Source organism: Halarcobacter sp. (assembly GCF_963676935.1).
Taxonomy (GTDB): Bacteria; Campylobacterota; Campylobacteria; order Campylobacterales; family Arcobacteraceae; genus Halarcobacter.
Genome location: NZ_OY781470.1, coordinates 2,770,754 through 2,791,897, shown reverse-complemented (window position 1 = coordinate 2,791,897; position 21,144 = coordinate 2,770,754). Strand labels below are relative to the sequence as shown.

The 21,144-nt window shown below is 26.6% G+C and carries 17 protein-coding genes; 12 read left to right on the top strand and 5 right to left on the bottom strand.

Going from position 1 to position 21,144, the window contains the following annotated elements; genetic code table 11:
• Window positions 1-2: 2 nt before the first annotated feature.
• Window positions 3-596 (bottom strand): SIS domain-containing protein, encoded by a 594-nt coding sequence (locus ACKU4C_RS13565; RefSeq protein ID WP_321312863.1) that lies wholly within the window; start codon window positions 594-596, stop codon window positions 3-5.
• Window positions 597-674: 78 nt separating this feature from the next.
• On the opposite strand from ACKU4C_RS13565, the gene ACKU4C_RS13560 reads away from it, so the two are divergent.
• On the top strand, window positions 675-1,745 hold the full coding sequence (locus ACKU4C_RS13560; RefSeq protein ID WP_321312861.1) for a 6-hydroxymethylpterin diphosphokinase MptE-like protein: 1,071 nt from the start codon (window positions 675-677) through the stop codon (window positions 1,743-1,745).
• Between the two features lie 48 nt (window positions 1,746-1,793).
• Here ACKU4C_RS13560 and ACKU4C_RS13555 read toward each other — a convergent pair whose 3' ends face one another.
• The gene (locus tag ACKU4C_RS13555; protein ID WP_321312859.1) at window positions 1,794-2,777 is read right to left on the bottom strand and encodes a hypothetical protein; all 984 of its coding nucleotides are present in this window, start codon (window positions 2,775-2,777) and stop codon (window positions 1,794-1,796) included.
• Window positions 2,778-2,945: 168 nt separating this feature from the next.
• Between ACKU4C_RS13555 and pseI the strand changes: the two genes are divergently transcribed.
• Window positions 2,946-3,983 (top strand): pseudaminic acid synthase, encoded by a 1,038-nt coding sequence (pseI, locus tag ACKU4C_RS13550; protein WP_321312857.1) that lies wholly within the window; start codon window positions 2,946-2,948, stop codon window positions 3,981-3,983.
• The gene (locus ACKU4C_RS13545) at window positions 3,984-6,020 is read left to right on the top strand and encodes a 6-hydroxymethylpterin diphosphokinase MptE-like protein (protein ID WP_321312855.1); all 2,037 of its coding nucleotides are present in this window, start codon (window positions 3,984-3,986) and stop codon (window positions 6,018-6,020) included. It abuts the gene before it with no gap.
• A 39-nt stretch (window positions 6,021-6,059) separates the two neighbouring features.
• On the opposite strand, the gene ACKU4C_RS13540 is transcribed toward ACKU4C_RS13545, so the two are convergent.
• The 3 genes from ACKU4C_RS13540 to trmA all read right to left on the bottom strand — a co-directional run bounded on the left by ACKU4C_RS13540 (window position 6,060) and on the right by trmA (window position 9,212).
• Window positions 6,060-6,914, bottom strand: coding sequence for a flagellin (locus ACKU4C_RS13540; RefSeq protein WP_321312854.1), 855 nt, complete (start codon window positions 6,912-6,914; stop codon window positions 6,060-6,062).
• 275 nt (window positions 6,915-7,189) lie between these two features.
• Window positions 7,190-8,044, bottom strand: coding sequence for a flagellin (locus ACKU4C_RS13535; RefSeq protein WP_321312852.1), 855 nt, complete (start codon window positions 8,042-8,044; stop codon window positions 7,190-7,192).
• Window positions 8,045-8,090: 46 nt separating this feature from the next.
• The gene (gene trmA, locus ACKU4C_RS13530) at window positions 8,091-9,212 is read right to left on the bottom strand and encodes a tRNA (uridine(54)-C5)-methyltransferase TrmA (protein WP_321312850.1); all 1,122 of its coding nucleotides are present in this window, start codon (window positions 9,210-9,212) and stop codon (window positions 8,091-8,093) included.
• A gap of 62 nt (window positions 9,213-9,274) precedes the next feature.
• Here trmA and ACKU4C_RS13525 point away from each other — a divergent pair, with 62 nt between their 5' ends.
• From ACKU4C_RS13525 to ACKU4C_RS13485, 9 genes are read left to right on the top strand one after another with little or no spacing between them, the layout of a single operon-like run.
• On the top strand, window positions 9,275-10,807 hold the full coding sequence (locus ACKU4C_RS13525; protein ID WP_321312848.1) for a helicase-related protein: 1,533 nt from the start codon (window positions 9,275-9,277) through the stop codon (window positions 10,805-10,807).
• A 51-nt stretch (window positions 10,808-10,858) separates the two neighbouring features.
• A complete protein-coding gene (locus ACKU4C_RS13520) occupies window positions 10,859-12,799 on the top strand; it encodes an ankyrin repeat domain-containing protein (RefSeq protein ID WP_321312847.1) in 1,941 nt (646 codons plus the stop codon).
• A gap of 6 nt (window positions 12,800-12,805) precedes the next feature.
• Window positions 12,806-14,104, top strand: a complete 1,299-nt coding sequence (gene glmU, locus ACKU4C_RS13515; RefSeq protein WP_321312845.1) for a bifunctional UDP-N-acetylglucosamine diphosphorylase/glucosamine-1-phosphate N-acetyltransferase GlmU — start codon at window positions 12,806-12,808, stop codon at window positions 14,102-14,104.
• Window positions 14,104-15,375: a bifunctional phosphopantothenoylcysteine decarboxylase/phosphopantothenate--cysteine ligase CoaBC gene (gene coaBC / locus ACKU4C_RS13510; protein WP_321312843.1), complete on the top strand. Its 1,272-nt coding sequence runs from the start codon at window positions 14,104-14,106 to the stop codon at window positions 15,373-15,375. The genes glmU and coaBC overlap by 1 nt, the downstream gene beginning before the upstream one ends.
• Entirely contained in the window at window positions 15,368-16,054 is a 687-nt protein-coding gene (locus ACKU4C_RS13505) for a di-trans,poly-cis-decaprenylcistransferase (RefSeq protein WP_321312841.1), read from the top strand. Before coaBC ends, ACKU4C_RS13505 begins: the two co-directional genes overlap by 8 nt.
• A 19-nt stretch (window positions 16,055-16,073) precedes the next feature.
• Window positions 16,074-16,802 carry a prepilin peptidase gene (locus ACKU4C_RS13500; protein ID WP_321312839.1) on the top strand — a complete coding sequence of 243 codons (729 nt, stop codon included), beginning with the start codon at window positions 16,074-16,076 and terminating at the stop codon, window positions 16,800-16,802.
• Complete coding sequence (locus ACKU4C_RS13495) at window positions 16,799-17,821, top strand: LptF/LptG family permease (protein WP_321312837.1); 1,023 nt, start codon at window positions 16,799-16,801, stop codon at window positions 17,819-17,821. Before ACKU4C_RS13500 ends, ACKU4C_RS13495 begins: the two co-directional genes overlap by 4 nt.
• A 1-nt stretch (window position 17,822) precedes the next feature.
• Window positions 17,823-18,545 (top strand): tRNA pseudouridine(38-40) synthase TruA, encoded by a 723-nt coding sequence (gene truA, locus ACKU4C_RS13490; protein WP_321312835.1) that lies wholly within the window; start codon window positions 17,823-17,825, stop codon window positions 18,543-18,545.
• Window positions 18,545-21,118, top strand: a complete 2,574-nt coding sequence (locus tag ACKU4C_RS13485) for a PAS domain-containing protein (RefSeq protein ID WP_321312833.1) — start codon at window positions 18,545-18,547, stop codon at window positions 21,116-21,118. Before truA ends, ACKU4C_RS13485 begins: the two co-directional genes overlap by 1 nt.
• Window positions 21,119-21,144: the final 26 nt, after the last annotated feature.

Below are 21,144 nucleotides of genomic sequence, written 5' to 3'. Positions count from 1 at the left end.
AATTATTCCATTGTATAATTTGATTTGGAATTTGGCTTTAAAGAGATATAATAAGAAAAAATAATATGATCTAAAATCATGTGAATATCTTCAACTAATCCATATTCACCTTTATCTGTTTGCACATGGAACTTAATGTCTGATAAGTTTTTTAATTCTCCACCATCAAAGCCAGTCATGCTGATAATTGTTGAACCCTTTTGTTTAGCATATTTTACAGCTTTTAAAATATTTGGACTATTTCCACTACATGAAATAGCTATTAGTAAATCATCTTTGTTTATTTTATTCTTAATTTGAGCATAAAAAATATTTTCATAGCCTATATCATTAGCAATTGCTGTACATACTGATGGATTATCACTTAAGCTTTCAACATTAAAGTTTCTTATTTCTCTAAGTTTTAAACCAACATCTAGATCATTTGCCATGTGTGAAGCAGTTGCAGCACTTCCTCCATTTCCAATTATATAAATTTTCGAACTTTTTTGCAGAGTGTATTCTAATGACTCAACTATTTTTACTATACTTTTTTGATCAATTTGATTTAGTAAATTTATTAATGAGTTTGTGTAATTATTTATAAATTTTTCCATTATTGCTTAACCTGAGTTTTATTAAAATAAAGTATTATATCATATAGTAATGGTAGTGAAGATTAAATTGAGTGAAATATGTTAATTAAAAATTTAAATTTGAAAAATAAAAAAGTATATTTAGCACCCAAAAATATCAATTCAAAATATATGGAATCATATATTAAATTGAAAGGTGCAAATTTTTTATCATATATTGATAATTTCTCAAATGACTGTGATGTTGTTAGTGCAAAAGATATAAGTGAACATGATTTAATAATTATTGTTAAAACAAAGTATTTAAGAGAAATTTTAAAAAGTATAAATTCAAATAAAATATTTGTTTTAATTAATAGTGAAAATGGCATTTATAATCCTAAGTATTATGATATTTTAAGTATTCTATGCAAAGATAGAATTAGTAAAATTTTATTTAAAATTAAAGTGTTAATCAACTTTTTACCTTTATCAAGAAATTATTTTAATATTAAAAAATTTCAAAAAACACACAAAAGAATATTTATAGTAGGTAACGGCCCAAGTTTAAATGTTCATGATCTAGAAAAGCTTAAAATGGAAACTACAATTGCTGCAAATAAAATATTTTTAGCTTTTCAGAATACATCCTGGAGACCAACTTATTATACAATCGAAGACCCATTAGACTTAAAAGAATATTATGATAGCTTAAGTGAATTTGAATTAGGTCAAAAGTTTTTTCCTTTTACCACGATTAGTAAAAAATTAAAGAATAGTTTATATTATAAACAATTGACATTAAATAATTACAAAAATGTTAAGATTTCAAATAATCCTATCTCTGGATTTTATAGTGGTGAGAGTGTAGTTTTTACAATGTTTCAGTTTGCTATGTTCTTAAAAGCTAAAGAAATTTACTTAATAGGATTTGATCATAATTATATTTTTCCAACAAAAAATTCTGATGCATTATACAAAGTATCATGTGGAGAGCAAAATCATTTTCATAAAGATTATAGAAAGAAAGGAGATTTGTGGGCTGAGCCAAGAATTGATAATATAACATATCAATTTGAGATAATTAATGACTATGCAAAAAGTAATAATGTAAGAATTTTTAATGCCACTAGAGGGGGTAGTCTTGAAGTATTTCCTAGAGTAGATTTTGAAAATATTGTTAATCAATAAAAAATTATTATTTTGAGATAACAATCTAATTCTGAAAAGTAATTTTAATTAAAAGATTTCTCTGAAAATCAAATTATGATATTTTTTTATATGATTATTACTTAACCCAAGTTCAATAAATTTGTAATAATACAGGTCTTCAACATAATTAAAATTTTCATTTTCAAGATTAAATTTATTTTTAAAAATTTGTGTTACTGATGAATTGAATTTCTTAATATCATGGTTATTTAAATTAAATTTGTCAGGGCACGATATTATGGGGTGATTTGTGTTAATTAAGATGTTATCATAGTCGGTTAATGATAACTTAGCGTGAGGTAAATAAATATATATTACTAGAATATTTATACAATTAATTGCTATTGTAGTATTTAATACTTTTTTGTCAATAGAACTAGTTTCATTACAAATAATTATTTCAGTTTCTTTAGCTAAATCATAAATATTTGAAAGTTTAAAAGTTGTAACTTTAAAATCAAAATTTGATAAAACAATATCTAATAACTTTTTTTGTTTATTATTTATGTAAAAACATTTAATTTCTACTAGTGGAAATCTTATTTTGATTTCTCTTATATAATTCATAAATACAACATTTTTTAAGTTTTCTTCAGTCCCCAAAAAACCTATTGAATTAGGACAATATAAATCTTTAACTTCTTCTGGATCTACTTTCTCTAAACTATGTAAAAATCTATACTCATTAAATTTAGGGTTATCTTCAGATATAGTTTTTATAGGTGAGTTTACAAGTTCTTCTTCTCTACATTTAAATTGTAGTAAATGTACTTTCCCGATGTACTCTTCTGGTAATTCAAACTCAAAAGCATGATTTTTTACATCATACAGTTTTTCTATTTTTTCTATATTTTTATCTGCTTGGATTGAATCAATTCTTTTATTATCTAAATATACGTCTACGGTTTGAATATCTTCATTATCAACTTTTTTACAAAAGCCAATAAAGCTTAGATAATTGTCAACATGTATTGCACCATAGCTTTTTGCATCTTTTGCTGGTATGAGCATTGAAACTCCAATTTATTTCAAAATTTAGGAAAAATTATAACTAAATTATGATAAGTTAAACTATAAAGAATATTAGCATACAATTCTTAATATTAGATTAATATAAATCATTTATATATTTGTTAGTTGAATAACAATAAAATACTACAGAGAAAAAAAGGAAAGAGAGTGCAAAACTACTTAAAAAATAAATATACTTATATAATCGCTGAACTATCTGCAAACCATAATCAAAGTTTTCAAATAGCCAAAGATAGTATTTATGCGGCAAAAGAAGCAGGAGCTGATGCAATAAAATTTCAAACTTATACAGCTGATACAATGACATTGAATATAAAAAATAGCCATTATAGTGCCGGGAATATTTGGGATGATCAATATTTATATCAGCTTTATGAAAAAGCCTACATGCCTTGGGAATGGCAAAAAGAGTTGAAGGAATATGCCGATGAGCTTAAAATTGATTGCTTCTCTTCTCCTTTTGACTGTAGTGCGGTTGATTTTTTAGAAACTATAGATGTTCCAGTGTATAAAATAGCTTCTTATGAAATTACAGATTTACCTTTGATTGAATATACTGCTTCAAAACAAAAACCTCTTATAATTTCAACAGGTATAGCCTCTATTGAAGATATAGAAGAAGCGATAAATAGTTGTAAAAAGATGGGAAATCATAATATTTCTTTGTTAAAGTGTACAAGTTCTTATCCTGCACCTTTAGAAGATGCAAACTTAAATTCTATTAAATATTTGGAGGATAGATTCAATTTACCTGTAGGATACTCAGATCATACTTTAGGTATTACGGCACCTATTGTTGCAGTAAGTTTAGGTGCTAAAATAATAGAAAAGCATTTTATTTTAGATAAATCAATTCCTAGTGCAGATTCTTCTTTTTCTTTAGATAAAAATGAGTTAAAAAATATGGTCAACTCAATTAGAGATGTAGAAAAAATGTTGGGAGAATATAAGTTTAAATTAACAAAAAAACAAGGAGAAGGAAAATATTACAGCCGATCACTTTTTGTAGTAAAAAAAATAAAAAAAGGTGAAGTTTTTACCAGCGAAAACATCAAGTCTCTTAGACCAAATTTAGGTATAAAACCAAAATCATTAAATCAAATAATAGGGAAAAAAGCAAAAATGGATTTAGAATACGGTATGCCTTTGAGAGAAGAGTCTATAGAAGATACGAAAGAGGGATAAATGACAAAAGAAGAACAAATTCTGCAAGAAGCCTTGATAACTACTTATAAAAAAAATTTGGAGTTATTTAGTATAGTTGATCAGAGTTTATATCAAAGAATATTTTTTTTATCAAATGCAATAAATAGTGGAGAATATAAAGAAAGATATTTTTTAGAATTCATAAAAGAATCAGGTGATTTTGATATTTACGATGAGCATGAGCAAAAGTTTTTATATGATAAAAAACCAAAAGAGTGGAATAAAAGAGCAACATTAAATACAAATTTAGATACCTTGGGAACTTTTAATCTCTTTAATGCTGCTTTATATCAAAAAAATATTGTTGATTTAAGTGAAGAAGATTTTTCATTATTTTCTTTATCTAACGTTAAAACAGCTGTAGATATTCAACCTTTTAAAAAAGTTTTAAATGAGACAGACTTTAATAGAGTGAAAAAAGTAAAAAATTTTGATAAGTTTATTTTTATAGGAACTTTACTGGGGCGGCATTTTTCGTCTATTATAAAAAAGATTAATTGTAAAACAATATTTGTGTGTGAATCAAATCTAGAAATTTTTAGACTCTCTTTATTTGTCTTTGATTATACTCTTCTATTTTCTGAAAATAGAAGAGCCTATTTCTCAATAATGGATGATGAAAATGATTTTATAGAGAAATTCATGCTGTTTTTTAACTATAAAATTTCAAAAAATATCTTATTAAAATATCATACAACAGATTACAATGTAAGTAATTATTTTGATTTGATTTTAAATGCTATTTATAAATTTGACCCTTATAAGTTTAACTATAGAGCTGTTTTAGATAATATAATAAAAAGAACTTCAAAAAACAGTGAAAAATATAAGTTATTGAATTTTTCTAAAAATATTGATAATCTTTTTGAAGATAATCCTATCCTGCTTCTTGGAGCTGGGCCTTCAATGGGGAAGAATATAGAGTGGATAAAAGAGAACCAAAATAAGTTTATAATTGTTGCATTAGCTGTAACTTTAAATAAGTTAACAGTAAATAATATTATTCCTGATATAATAATATCATATGACCCCCAAGAAATTGTAAAAAATCATTTTTTAAGGGGGCCATACAGGTCTTTAATCAATGAAAAGATTAAACTTATATCCGTTTCCAGTGATGATTCTGTTTTAAATTTATTTGAAAATGATAAAAATTTATTTACTTTTGAAACTTATAGAAGTTTATTTGATAATTCAACTGCAATAACTGGAGTTAGTGTTGGTGAAGCATCTTTATTAATATCTATTCTTTTTAATGCTAAAAAAATATATATGTTAGGTCTTGATTTAGCTTTAGATCAAAAAACTGGACGTTCACATATTGATACTCATTACTCTTATATGGAGAATAGTATTGAAAAAATTTCAAAAAATAAAAGTTCTATTGAAAAAGGTAGTTATTCTTTAAGAGATGATTATATGAAAGTAAAAGGAAATTTTTTTGATAAAGTCTATACCACAAGACTATTTTATACATCATTAATAGAAATGAATCAAATAATTAAGTATTTCAAAAAAGGAGAAACTACAATATATAACTTAAGTGAAAATGGTGCATATATTGAAAAAACTATACCTTTGGAAATAAAAGATGAGAGAATAAAATGTTTACCTCAAATTAATAAAGAACATATTTTACAAAAAATAAAGAAATCATTTACGGAACTTTGTGATGAAAAGTTAAAAAGCAAAAAGAATCTGCATGCGGAAATTGATTTAATAGATAAAATACTAAATAGATTAAAAAAGTTTGAAAATACAAACATATCAAAAGTTGAACAGTTTGAGGCAGAAGTAGATTTATTGATAGATTATATAAGGGATAACTCTTTATTATTTTTATTTGAATTAACAATTAATTATCTTCTTATAATTAATAGATATATCTTTTATTGTTTTAATTTAAAAGAGTTAAAACATGAAAAATCAAAAATCAAAAAAGTTAAATATTTTTGGATAAAACAATTTGAAATGATATTAAAAGAGTATAGAAGTTATTTAATAAATATAAAGTAGAGAAAATCTCTACTTTATAAAATAAGTTAATATTTATTACTATTGTAATAATTTCAATACGTTTTGTTGTACTGTATTAGCTTGAGAAATAGCATAAGAACCTGCTTGTGCTATAATATTTTGTTTGTTGAAATTTGCTGATTCTTTAGCATAGTCAACATCTCTAATAACAGATTCAGCAGCATTTACGTTAGTTGCTTGAGTCATTAAGTTTCTAACTGCACTTTCAACTTGGTTTTGAGTAGAACCGATTTCAGATCTAAACTCATTTAGTTTTGTAATTGCACTATCAACTAATCCTTGTCCAGTTGCACCATATGAATTAAAAGTTGCACCGGCACTTACATTGTTAACAATTGAAGTCAAACCTAACCCAGAAGTATTTGATTGAATATTACCTACAGTAATAGTATCTGCAGCAGTTTCACCTACTTGGAAAGTTAGACCTGGCATTGTTCCTGTACCAGAAGAACCAGTTGAAGCTTGTAATAAAGCTGTACCGTTATAATTAGTTTGCTCAGCAATATTATTTAATTGTTCTAATAGTTTTCGAACATCATTTTTTATTGATGCGATACCATCAGTTGATGTAGTATTTGTATTTGCTTGAATCATTTTTGCTTTAATAGTATCAAGGATATTTGATTGCTCTGCCATAGATTTATCTGCAATTTGAAGTAAAGATATTGCTGAGTTACCATTATCTGCTGCTTGATTAATTGAAGTAGCTTGTGTTCTTAATTTATCAGCAATTGCTAAACCAGAAGCATCATCCGCTGCTTTATTGATTCTTAAACCTGAACTTAATTTTTCTAATGAACTTTTAAGTACATTATTTGTGTTAACTGCAGATTCTTGTGCATTTAACGATGAAACGTTTGTATTAATTCTCATAATAGATCCTTTCTATATTATGACACATTGTAAATTTTAAAAAATTTACTTCCTCTTAACATTCTTGTTTTACCAAGCATGAAGTTTTAAACTTCTCGGAAGCCATTGCTCCCTATGTTTGTAATGAAATTATGACACACCAATTCTTAAAATTAGTTTAAATTATAAAAGATAAAACATTTTATTCAAAATAAAACTTTAAGAATAGGTTGTTTAAAAAGAGAAATAACCACAGAGATTTTTAACTCTCTATGGTATGCTATTTAAGAGTAGGGTTATTGTAATAGTTTTAATACGTTTTGCTGAACATTGTTAGCTTGAGAAATAGCATAAGAACCTGCTTGTGCTATAATATTTTGTTTGTTGAAATTTGCTGATTCTTTAGCATAGTCAACATCTCTAATAACAGATTCAGCAGCTTTTACATTTGTTGATTGAGTCATTAAGTTTCTAACTGCACTTTCAACTTGGTTTTGAGTAGAACCGATTTCAGATCTAAACTCATTTAGTTTTGTAATTGCATCATCAACTAATCCTTGTGCAGTTGCACCATATGATGTAAAAGTTGCACCGGCACTTACATTGTTAACAATTGAAGTTAAACCTAACCCAGAAGTATTTGATTGAATATTACCTACAGTAATAGTATCTGCAGCAGTTTCACCTACTTGGAAAGTTAGACCTGGCATTGTTCCTGTACCAGAAGAACCAGTTGAAGCTTGTAATAAAGCTGTACCATTATAATTAGTTTGCTCAGCAATATTATTTAATTGTTCTAATAGTTTTCGGACATCACTTTTTATTGATGCAACACCATCAGTTGATGTAGTATTTGTATTTGCTTGAATCATTTTTGCTTTAATGGTATCAAGGATATTTGATTGCTCTGCCATAGATTTATCTGCAATTTGAAGTAGAGATACTGCCGAGTTACCATTATCAACTGCCTGAATAATTGAAGTAGCTTGTGTTCTTAATTTATCAGCAATTGCTAAACCAGAAGCATCATCCGCTGCTTTATTGATTTTAAGACCTGTACTTAATTTTTCTAAAGAGCTTTTTAAAGCATTATTAGTGTTTGTAGATGCTTCTTGTGCAGTAAGAGAAGAAACGTTAGTATTTATTCTCATGCTTGTTCCTTTTTTTTAATATTTTTATATATTATCTAAGCTAACTTTAAATTTTGTTTAAGAAAAGCCCAGATTCTATATGTTCTGTGTATGCAAACTGATCAAAAAGTGCGAAATTTATTATTTTATGTGTTTTAGTTAACTCTTTTAAATCTCTGTGTAAAGTTTCTGGATTACAAGAGATATAAATTATTTGATCAAAATTTTTTACTAAATTTCTTGTTGTATCATCAAGTCCAGCTCTTGGAGGATCTACAAAAATTGTATCAAAATTGTAGCTTTTTAAATCTATATCTTTTAATCTTCTAAACTCTCTTTTCCCTTCTAAAGCTTCAACAAAATCTTCCGCGCTCATACGAATAAAATCTATATTTTCTATGTTATTTAATTCACAGTTTTTTAATGCTGATTTTATAGAAGTTTTTGAAATCTCTGTAGCTAAAACTTTTCTAAATTTTTGACTTAGGGGGATTGTAAAGTTTCCTCCTCCACAATAAAGTTCACATAGGTCATTATCTTGCTTTTCAAGTTTATCTAAAACCCATTCAATCATTTTAATATTTACCCCACTATTTGGCTGTGTAAAACCACCTTCTTGGTATAAAAAATTAAAATCTTTATTTGAAATATTTAATGTTTCATTTATGAACTCATCACTGATAATTACTTTTTGTCCTCGGCTTCTTCCAATAATTTTTATATTTAATTTCTCTTCTATCTTTTTAGCTTTTTCATTCCAGTTTTCATCTAATTTTTTATGATAAATTAAAGTTACAAGCATATCATTTGTAGTTGAGTTTAAAAATTCAACCGCATATAATTTAAATCTTAATTTCTCATCTTCTTGTAAAAGTACTAATAAGTTTTCCATAATCTCTTGAATATGAGTTGTTACAATTTGACAGGAATCTATTTCTACAGAACTTTTTTCAAAACTAGTCATTGTATATGAGATAGTAGGATTCTCATTTTCATCAAAATTTTTCCATATCCTAAACTCTGCACGGTTTCTAAAGTTTTGTTCTTTACTTTTGATTATTTCAAAGTCAAAATCTATTAAATCCGAGAATCTTTCTTTTTCTCTTGAAATTTTATAATTTAATTGTTCTTCATAATTTTTATCAAATAAAGTACAGCTTCCACAAACACCAAAATATTTACATTCCATAAAAAGTCCTAATTATTATACGATTTAATCTAATATTATATTCTATTTACTATAATACCTTTATGAATGAAACTTTCCAACAACAGCTGCAGTCTTTATTGTACTGCGATTTAAAATCACTTTTTCCTCTTGCAAGAAGTATGAATAGAAAACTAAAATTTTTTGTAGGTCCCACAAACTCAGGAAAAACTTACAATGCTATGCAGGAGTTAAAAAAATCAAATAGTGGGTTATATTTAGCTCCATTAAGATTACTCGCTTTAGAAGGGTATGAAGATCTAAAAGAAAACAATATTGATGCTACTTTGATTACAGGTGAAGAGCAAATGATTCATGAAGAAGCAGCGCATGTTTGTTCTACTATTGAGATGCTGGACTTTAATTTAGATGTTGATTTAGCGATTATAGACGAAGTTCAAATGTTAGAAGATGAAGATAGAGGTTGGGCTTGGGTAAATGCGATTATTGGAGTGCCAGCTAAAACTGTTATTATGACTGGAAGTGTAAATGCACTTGATGCAGTAAAAAAAATAGCACAATATTTAGGTGAAGAGTTAGAGATAGTAAAACATAAAAGAAAAACTCCTTTAAAAACAATGGCTAGACATACCTCTTTAGAAAATCTTGAAGAGGGTACGGCTCTTATTGCATTTTCTCGGTCAGATGTTTTAAAATTAAAACAAAGACTTCAAAAAAAATATAAGGTTTCAGTAATCTATGGAAACCTCTCTCCAGAAGTTAGACGTGATGAAGCAAAAAGGTTTAGAGAAAAGAAAAGTGATATTTTAATTGCAACAGATGCAATTGCCATGGGACTTAACCTTCCTATTAAAAATCTACTTTTCACAACAGATACAAAATTTGATGGTAAAAGTAGAAGAAAATTAACTGTTAATGAAATTGTACAAATTGCAGGGCGTGCAGGAAGGTATGGTCATCACCAAGTTGGATTTTTAGGTGCAACAAGAAGAGATGTTTTAAATTATATTAAAGAGGAGTTTGAACAACCGATTCGAACAATCAAACCTCCTTACAGTGTAAAAATGAGTAATGAACAATTATTAGATTTAGCCTCACATATAAAAACAAACTCTATAACAAGAATTTTGAGTTATTTTAATAAAAATATGAAATTTAATGGTCCTTTTAAAGCAGCTAATATCTCATCAATGATTGAAACATCAGTTATAATAGATAAAAGAGATAAGTTAAGTTTAGAAGAAAAATATCTACTTTCACAAGCTCCAATTACTATGAAATCAACAATTATTTTGCAAGCTTTTGAGGCTTATGTTGCTGCAATTATAAAAAAAAGAGTATGTAGATATAAGCCATCTATTACTTTGCCTAAAAAAGCTATTACCCAAAAAGATTTATTGTTAGTTGAAGATGAGGTGAAAAAAATATCTTTATATTTATGGTTATCTTATAAGTTTCCTGATATCTTTCCAGATTATAATAAAGCTGTTATTTTAAGAAATAGTTTTAACTCTTTTATAGAAAAGTCTTTAAAGATGAATTTAAAATTAGAAAGACCTAAATACAAATCAGATAATTATTTTAATCAAAAAAGAAGACCTAGGCGAAGAGATTAATTAACTTTTTTTTGGTATAATCTTAGAATTGACTAGTTTTAGGGGTTTTTGATGTTAGGTATATTCAAAAGTGATGGAGCTGAAGCGCTTCAAAAAGAGCTATTGAAAAATTATATAGATGAAAAGAAGATACAAGCTCTTATTGATAGTGGAGTAAATATAAATAGAAGAGATGCAAAAGGTAGAACTCTTTTATTTGATTTAGCTGCAAAAAGAAGAATAGAATCTATTAAAATGCTCATTAAAAATGGTATTGATGTAAATGCAGAAGATAATTATGGAAAGACTGTTTTAACAGAAGCCGTTGATAAAATTGATGGAATGATGATTAGGTTTTTATTGGAAAATGGGGCTTCAATAAATCATATAAACTCATCAGGTAGAACAGTTATGCATGATGCAGCTCTAGAAGAAAATGAAAAAGTCTTCAAAATATTAATGACTCAAAATCCCGATTTAACAATTACTGACCATTATGGGAAAACAGTACTTTTTGATGCTGTTGAGGGTGGAAATTTAGAAATAATAAAAGAGATAATCAATAATATCGATGATATTAATGTAGTTGATAACAATGGACAATCTGCACTATTTTATGCTGTATTAAAAGAAGACCCAGATGTAGCAAAATTTTTGATTTCAAATGGTATTGATGTAAATATTTTAGATAAAAAAAGACAAAATGTTTTATTTAATGCAGTTGTTTTAGGAGCACAAAATCTAAGTATTATTGAACTTTTACTTGAAAAAGGCGTTAAGTTAAATATAAAAGATTATGCAGAAAAAACTTTATTAGATGAAATTTTAAAAATATTATCAATAGTAAAAGATCCAGATGCAAAAGTTGATGGAAAATATAAGTTGGTTAGAGAAGAGAGAAACTACTTAAAACTAACAGGTATTTTAATCGATTTAGGTTTAGCAATTGATAGGGTTGATGAAAATGGCAAAACAGTACTTTATAAAGAGGTTGAGAGAGATAACTACGACACAATTGATTTTTTAATAGCTTCTGGTGCAGATATTAATGCACAAGATAAAGAGGGGAAAACAGTTCTTTTTGATGCAGTTCTAAAAGGCGCACAAAATATGGCTATGATTGATCATCTAATTGCTCACGGAGCAGATATAGACCATAAAGATTATAGTGAGAGAACAGTTATTGATGATTTAGCAGAAGCTGTACTAATCACTATGAATAATAAAAAACCAAGTTCAAGAAGATTTTTTGAAATAAATGAATATGAAAACTATATTCCAATGCTTAAAAAAATGCTTTTATTTAAGCCTCGAATCAACGACCAAAGAACTGATGGCAAAACTATAATATTTGATGTTGTTGTTGAGAACAATTTAGAACTAATTAAAGTACTTGTAAATGCGGGTGCAGATTTAAATATTATTGACAACAATAACAATACTCCCTTATCTTATATGGTGGATAAAGGATTAGAAATAACTAATCAAAAAGAAAAAGATAACTTTTTAGAGAGATTAGTATTTATTCTTAAATATAGAGTTGATGTAAATACAATTGATAATGATGGTAGAACAGTTATCCATAAAGCTGTTTTAGCAAATAATATTGAAGTAGTAGAAAAACTTTTAACAAAAAAAGTTGATTTAAATATAAAAGACAAACAAGGAAGAACGGCACTTCACCACACTCAATGGAAAGGCAATTATAAAATTGCCAGATTATTGATATCAGCTGGTGCAGATATAAATGAACCAGATTATGCAGGATTTAGTATTTTAAATTATGCTGCTATTTTAGGTCATACAAAATTAGTAGTGGTTTTAATTCTTTCAGGTGTATTAATGTATAACCATAGAAAAAAGAGTAAATCTGTAGCAAAATTCTTTAAAGAAAGAGAAGGAAATTTAGAAAAACTATTACATGCAAACATTACAGATGAAAAGATGCGAAGAGCAATAGAAGAGGTGATTGAAAACCTTAAAAAAGAGATAAATGAAGCATTGGAGAATTAAATTTATATGTTAAACAAATCAATTATTATTTTAGCAGCAGGTGCAGGAACTAGAATGAAATCAACAACACCAAAGGTGTTACATAAGATTTCAGGGAAGCCAATGTTATATTTTTCTATAAAAGAGTCATTAAAACTTAGTGATGATATTACAGTGGTTTTATACCATCAAGCTCAAAAAGTAAAAGAAGAGATTGAAAAACTTTTTAAAGAGATAAAAATAAATTTTGTAATTCAAGACCATGAAAAGTATCCTGGAACTGGTGGTGCAGTAATGGGAATTACTCCAAAATATGATAAAACATTAGTATTAAATGCAGATATGCCTTTAATTCAATCTTCAGAATTAGAAAAATTTGACTTAGATGCAACAATAGTAATGTCTGTACTAGAATTAAAAAGTGCAGATGGTTACGGTAGAGTTGTAATAGAAAATGGTAATGTCAAAAGAATTGTTGAGCAAAAAGATGCAACTGAAGAGGAATTGAAAATTAATACTGCAAATGCAGGGATATATCAATTTGAAACAAAATATCTTTTAGAAAACCTTCCAAAACTTTCAAATAACAATGCCCAAAAAGAATATTATATTACAGACTTAATAGAGATGGCAATAGAACAAGGAAAAGTTTTAAAGCCAATAGTTGTAAATGAGGAAAACTTTAAAGGGGTTAATTCAAAAATTGAATTAGCAGATGCAGAAGTTATCCATCAAAAAAGAATAAAACAACAGTTTTTAAAAGAGGGTGTTATTATGAGAATGCCTGAAACAATTTATATAGAAGAGGGTGTTTCAATAAAAGGGGAATCTATCATTGAAAATGGGGTTTCACTATTGGATAATGCAGTGATTATAAACTCTCATATAAAAACAAACTCTATTGTAGAAAACTCAACTCTTGAAGATTCTGACATTGGACCAATGGCTAGAGTTAGACCTGGAAGTAGATTAAAAAATACACATTTAGGAAACTTTGTCGAAACAAAAAAAGCCATATTAACAGGGGTAAAAGCGGGACATCTTTCTTATCTTGGAGATTGTGAAATTGATGAGGGTACAAATGTAGGTGCTGGTTGTATTACTTGTAATTATGATGGTATAAATAAACATAAAACAATAATTGGTAAAAATGTATTTATAGGTTCCGATTGTCAATTAGTAGCTCCAATAACAATTGAAGATGATGTTATACTTGCAGCAGGAACTTGTGCTACAAAAAATATTTCAAAAGGAAGTTTAGCTATAAACAGAGCACCTATTAAGTTAATAAAAAATTTTTATTATAAATTTTTTGGAAAAAGATAATGCTTTTAAAAGATAAAAATATTCTTTTAGCAGTTACAAGTTCTATTGCTATATATAAAAGTTTAGAGTTAATAAGACTTTATATAAAAGCAGGAGCAAATGTTAAAGTAATAATGACAGAAGCTTCTCAAAAATTTATTACTCCTTTAACTTTTGAAGCAATTTCTCAAAATAAAGTATTATGTGAAACTACAGAGAGTTGGGAAAAAAATCAAGAATATAATCATATTGATATTGGAAAGTGGGCAGATGTTTTTGTTATAGCTCCTGCAACTGCGAATACAATAAATAAACTTGCAAATGGAATATCAGATAATCTATTAACTCAAACAGCTTTAGCTTACCCTAGAGTTAAATTATTAGCCCCAGCAGCTAATACAAATATGTTAAAAAATCCAATCACTCAAGCAAATTTAAAATTATTAAAATTATGTAATTATGAAGTTGTTTCTTCTCAGGTAAAAGAGTTAGCGTGTAAAGATGTGGGTGATGGCGCTATGGCAGAACCTTCAGAAATATTTTATGCAACAGCAAGAGAACTTCTAAAAGATAATTATTGGATTGATAGAAAAGTTGTTTTAAGTGGTGGAGGAACAATTGAAAAGATAGATGATATACGATATATATCTAATTTTTCATCAGGGAAAATGGCTTCATCTTTAGCTTTGGCTCTTTTTCTAAAAGGAGCGGATGTTTGTCTAGTAAGTACTAGAGGATATTATAATTTACCAAAAGATATTCATATTATCCCTGTAGAATCATCGGCACAAATGTATGAGTATCTAGTTGATTCATTAAGGGTTGCGAAGAAGGGTAAATTAAGTAAAACCACTTTAATGGATAATTCAAAACAAACATTAATTGAAAAAAAACCATTTTTATTTATGGTTGCTGCAATCAGTGATTATATTCCAAATTTTCCCCAAGATGGTAAGTTAAAAAAAGAGGTTTTAGGCTCTTCGTGGAATCTTGATTTAGTTCAAAATATGGATATCTTAGCATCTTTACCAAAGGATGGAATTTTTACAGTAGGTTTTAAAGCAGAAATGGATGATACTGTAGCTTTCGATAATGCAAAAAATATGATTGAGAAAAAAAATATAGATGCAGTTTGTTTAAATATTTTAAACGATTCTTCATCTTTTGGTTCAAACACAAATGAGATAGAACTTATTTTGGAAAATAATGCCTATAGTTTAAAGGGTGAAAAACTTAATCTTTCTCTTGATATATTAGAAAAATTGCAAAAAGAGTTTAATTTAGATGACTGAAAAAAGAAATCCAGAGCATATTGCCATTATAATGGATGGAAATGGAAGATGGGCAAAGGAGCGAGGTTTAAAAAGAACTGCAGGACATGAAGAGGGTGCAAAAACTGTAAGGGAGATAACAAAATATTGTGCTAAATTGGGGATTAAGTATTTAACATTATATGCTTTTTCTACAGAAAATTGGAGTAGACCCAAACTTGAAGTTGAATATCTGATGAAGCTTTTAGATAAATATTTAAAAAGTGAACTTTCAACTTATTTGGAAAATGGGATTAAATTTAAATCAATAGGAGATATCTCAAAGTTTTCTAAATCTTTACAAAAAACTATTTTAGATGTTGAAGAAAAAACTAAAAATGGTAAAAATCTTACGCAAGTTCTAGCTTTGAATTATGGTTCTCAAGATGAAATCTTAAGAGCAATAAAAAAACTAAACGAAAAAAAACTTGAAATTACAAAAGAAAATTTTGAATCATGTCTTGATACAGCTGGAATTCCAAATGTAGATATGTTAATTAGAACTAGTGGTGAAGTACGTTTATCCAATTATCTATTGTGGCAAAATGCCTATGCAGAACTATTTTTCACAAACACCTACTGGCCAGAGTTTTCAACAAATGATTTAGATGATTTAATTAGCGATTTTAATCAAAGAGAGCGAAGATTTGGAGGTATTTAGTTTTATTTTTGGATGCTTAATGGGATCATTTTTAAATGTTTTAATTCTACGACTACCTTTAGGAAAATCAATAGTATTGCCAAGAAGTCAATGCCCAAGTTGTAATCATTTGATATACTGGTATCATAATATCCCTATAATTTCCTATTTTTTATTAAAAGGGAAGTGTGCTTATTGCAAAGATGAAATTTCAAAACAATATATTATTGTGGAGTTAATATCAGCAATTATAACTGTTTTTTTATATTTAAAACTTTCAATATCTTTTGAACTTTTATTTGCATTAATATTTTTTTATAACCTTATAGTTCTATCTTTTATAGATTTTAAATATAAAGCAGTACCTGATTATTTGTTATTAATAGCATTTGTTAGTTCGTTTTTAGTAACACCACTTTCTTTAATAGATGCATTTAAAGCAGCCTTAATGATTTCAGGAGCTTTTGTGTTATTGAATTTTTTAATAAGTTTTTATATTCAAAATATAAAAGCTAGAGTTTTAAAAGATGATTCTTTAAAAACACAGGAAGCTTTAGGGGAAGGCGATATTCCAATATTAGCTGCCATTGGTATAATACTTGGATTAAAAGCATCTTTAGTGGCTATTTTTTTATCTTCACTTTTTGCTATAATACCATCACTTTATTTTAGTTACAAGAAAAAAGATATTCAAACGCCATATATCCCATATTTAGCTTTAGGTTTAGTTGTTGAATATTTTTTAAATTTATCAAAGGTTTTTAGTTGAAATTAAAAGAGTATTTATTTAGTCAATTAGCACATACATTTTTCCCAATATTTTTTGGATTGTACTTTATCACATCAATAATTTTTTTAGTGAAGATTGCTTCATTAACTTCTGTTATTACTATGGATTTTTTTGAATTATTGAAACTATATAGTTATGTTGTTCCTACAATTGTTTTTTATACTTTACCAATAACATTTTTTATATCTATTGCAATCACTTTATCAAAACTTTCAAATGAGTACGAGTTGATTGTTGTAACTTCATTTGGTTTAAATCCAATAAATATATTAAAGATGTTTTTGCCTGTGACTTTATTTGTCTCAATCTCTTTACTTATTGTATCTTTAGGTCTTATTCCTAAAGCGCAATTTGAAAATGAAACTTTTATGGAAAAGAAAAAAAGTGAAGCAAATTTTAATATTAAAGCCTCTGAATTTGGTCAAAACTTTGGAGAATGGCTTATCTTTATAAATGAAAGAGATGATAAGATTTATAATAAAGTTAAACTATTTCAAACTCAAGATAATGAAGATCAATTTATTATTGCTGATAAAGCAGTTTTAGATAATAAAGATGGAGAGCTTAGTTTTAAACTTTTTGATGGAAAATCTTTTAATATAAAAGATGAAGAGTTTAATCAAATAGATTATTCAACAATGACTATTTTCAATAATATAAAGAATGACGAAGCCTTATATCAATTTACAGATTCATACTCTTTTTGGAAGTTTTATTTAACTAAAACAAATATAGTAACTGACGAGTTTGCATATTATATTCTTTTATCATTATTCCCTTTATTATCACTTTTTTTAACTGTTACATATGGGTATTATAACCCTAGATACGAGAAGAGTAGAGTTGTACAATGGTGTGCTTTTTATATAGTAATCTATTATTCTTTAATCAGTTTTCTAAGTAAAGAATTATATCTACATTCTATTTATATTATACCTATTGTCTGGGTGGCTTGGACTTATTACTTATATACTAAGAGTGTAAAAAAGCAGTATTAAAATGAATGCGAAATTTACAATATCTTATGATGGAACTTATTTTAAGGGGAGTCAAACACAGCCTGATGGCTCAAGTGTAGAGGATAGTATTCAGGAAACTTTTAAATCATTAAATATAGATACAAAAATCATTTTAAGTGGTAGAACCGATAAAAATGTTCATGCTTCAGGACAAGTGTTTAATTGTATACTTCCTGCTTACTGGAAGGATTTGGAAAAACTGAAAGATGTTTTAAATCGGCATCTACCTTTATCTATAAAAATAAATAGTATTAAATTTGTAAATGATGAATTTCATTCAAGGTTTCATGCTAAAAAAAGAGTTTATAGATATTTACTTTCAAAAAAAGAACCTACTGTATTTAATTCAAAATATATTTCACATACAAAAGAGTTTGATGAAGATAAAATTAAAGAAGCCATAAAATGTTTTATTGGAGTTCATGATTTCGAGTATTTTCATAAAAAAGGTAGTGATAAGGATAATACAGTTAGAGAAGTTTTTGATGCGAAGTTTTATAAATATAAAGGTATTTATGTTTTTAAATTTACTGCAAATTCATATTTGCGTTCACAAATAAGACTAATGGTTGCTGTATTAATAAAAATAGGCGAAGGAAAATTATCAATTGAAGATTTAAAACTTCAATTAAGTAGAAAAAAATTTATTCATAGAATACCTGCATCGCCTTATGGTCTGTATTTGGCTAAGGTTTTTTATTAATGTTTAAAAAAAGAAAGTTTTATAACCTTTCCGATATAAAAAAACATTTAGTATTTACACCTTTAATATTTGTATTTATAAGTGCAATAGTTTCTATAATTGTTACTACCTTTGTTTTAGAATTTAAAAAGAACAATGAAATATCCTTGGTAAAGCAAGAAGATACCTTTCAAAAAGATAAAATTTTAACTCAATTTATTGATGATATAAAGTTTAATGCAAGTGCTTCTTTTGACAGTGAAGAGATTGCTTTAAGAGAAGCGGTAATCTCTCTTTATGGTTTTATAAACTATGTAAAAGAAGATATTAAAATAGATAAAATAAGAGAAAAGATAAAAGAGATAGAAAATAATACAGATTTTGAATTTGTTTTATTTAAAAAAGATTCTGATGATATTTTGTATGGACAAGATATTATTGACTATCTTAAAACCCTTACTGGTTCAAGTCTAGAAATCAGTAACTTTAGACACCATATGTTAAGAAATATATCTTATATTGGGGTTGATAACCTTTTTTACTGGATAGATAAAGAGAAAAGAAAAATTAGATTAAGCTATTTTAAACTTTTAGATAAAAAAAATCTTTATTTAGGTGCTTTTTCAAAAATTGATGATATGAAAGAGACTACAAGAAAGGTTATTGAAAACTCTATTGTTCAAAAAAGTAAGTATTACAATGATAGTTATTTTTGGTTTTATGATTATAGTTCAGGATATGTTTTTAATTATTATAACAAGGGTAAAAAACTTAATATAGATTATATTTTAAAAAACGATACTTTAAATAGTTCAAATAAAATTTTAGAAAAATACAATAAAGATGTTCAGGATAGTTCTTCTGTTGATACATATGATTTTAGAAAATATAATTATCTTGTTTCGATAAAAAGCAATTTTTTACCAGCTAAAGTATCACAAATTAAATTCGACTATAACTCAAAGTTATCAGTATCTATTGCAGTAATTGGTTTAATCTCTTTATTTCTAATAGTTGCTTCATCTTTATTTGCAAAATTTATAAATAAAATTTTTCATAGGTACAATAAAAGACTAGAAACACGAAATATTATGTATAAAAAATGGAAAGAAAGATATGAACTTGCAATTATCGCTTCAAATGATGGTTTGTGGGATATTGATTTAAAGACTAAGCATATCTATTTTTCAAAAAAATGGTTAGATATGTTTGGTTATGAAGATGGAGACATTAATACATTAAATGAGTGGTTTGATTTAATACATAAAGATGATGTTTCTATTGTTAGACAAAAATTTGAAACCCATTTACAAGGAAAGAGTGAACATTTTATTTGTGAGTATAGAATTAAAGACAAATCAAATAAATTTAAATGGATTTTTGTAAGGGGGAAAGCCTTTGATGATAATCATCATAAAAGAATGCTTATGATGTCAATGGATATAGAACAAAGAAAAAAACTTACAAAAGAGTTACAATATGTTGATTTACTTGTTGAATATGGAAGAATAGTTATTTTTAAGTGGAAAAACGATGAAAATCTTACAGTTGAGTATTTGTCTAAATCGATTAGTTCTTATGGGTATATTGTAGAGGATTTTGAAAGTAAAAGAGTAAAATATTTTGATTTTGTTTATGAAGAAGATGTAAAAGATTTAGTTAAAGATTTAAATACTGCCATGAAAAATGATGATAAATCTTTTACTAAATTTCATAGGGTTAAAGATAAAGATGGCGAAATAAGATGGGTGTTTAATAGAACAATTTTCTTAAAAGATGATTTTGGAAATATAACTCATTTGTATGGATATGTAAATGATATAACTGAGATGAAGTTAACTGAAGAGGAATTAAAACAAAAGATTAATGAAGAGGTAGCTAAAAATATTGAAAAAGATAGAATTCTTGTTCAACAAAGTAAGCTTGCTGCAATGGGTGAAATGTTAGGAAATATTGCTCATCAATGGAGACAACCACTAAATAATATTAACCTTCTTATCCATTTTATTAGAGATAGTTATGGCACTCTTTCAAAAGAAGAGGTAAATGATATTATAAAAGATTCAAAAGTTCAAATTGATTATATGTCTCAAACTATTGATGACTTTAGAAACTTTTACCAACCAAATAAAGATAAAATAGAGTTTGATATAAAAGAAGCACTTATAGAGTGCTCTAATATAGTTGAAACTCAATTAGAAAAATATAAGGTTTTATTAAAAATTGATGGGGATAGTGTAAATATATTTAATTATAAAAATGAATTTGAACAAGTAATCTTAAATATTTTAAATAATGCAAATGATGCTGCAAAAGTAAAAAAAGAAGAGATTGAATTTGATCCAGTTATTAATATAACTATAAAAAGAAAAGATGATAGTGTAGAGATAACTCTTTCAAATAATTGTGGAGAGATACCTTCAAATATTATTGATAGAATATTTGAACCATACTTCACAACTAAATTTGAAAACCAAGGTACAGGCATAGGTTTATATATGGCGAAAACTATTATAGAAAAAAATATGAATGGAAAAATATCTGTAAAGAATATCAAAGAGGGTGTTTTATTTACAATATATTTACCACTTTAAAATCATTTTTTGATATAATAAGAGAA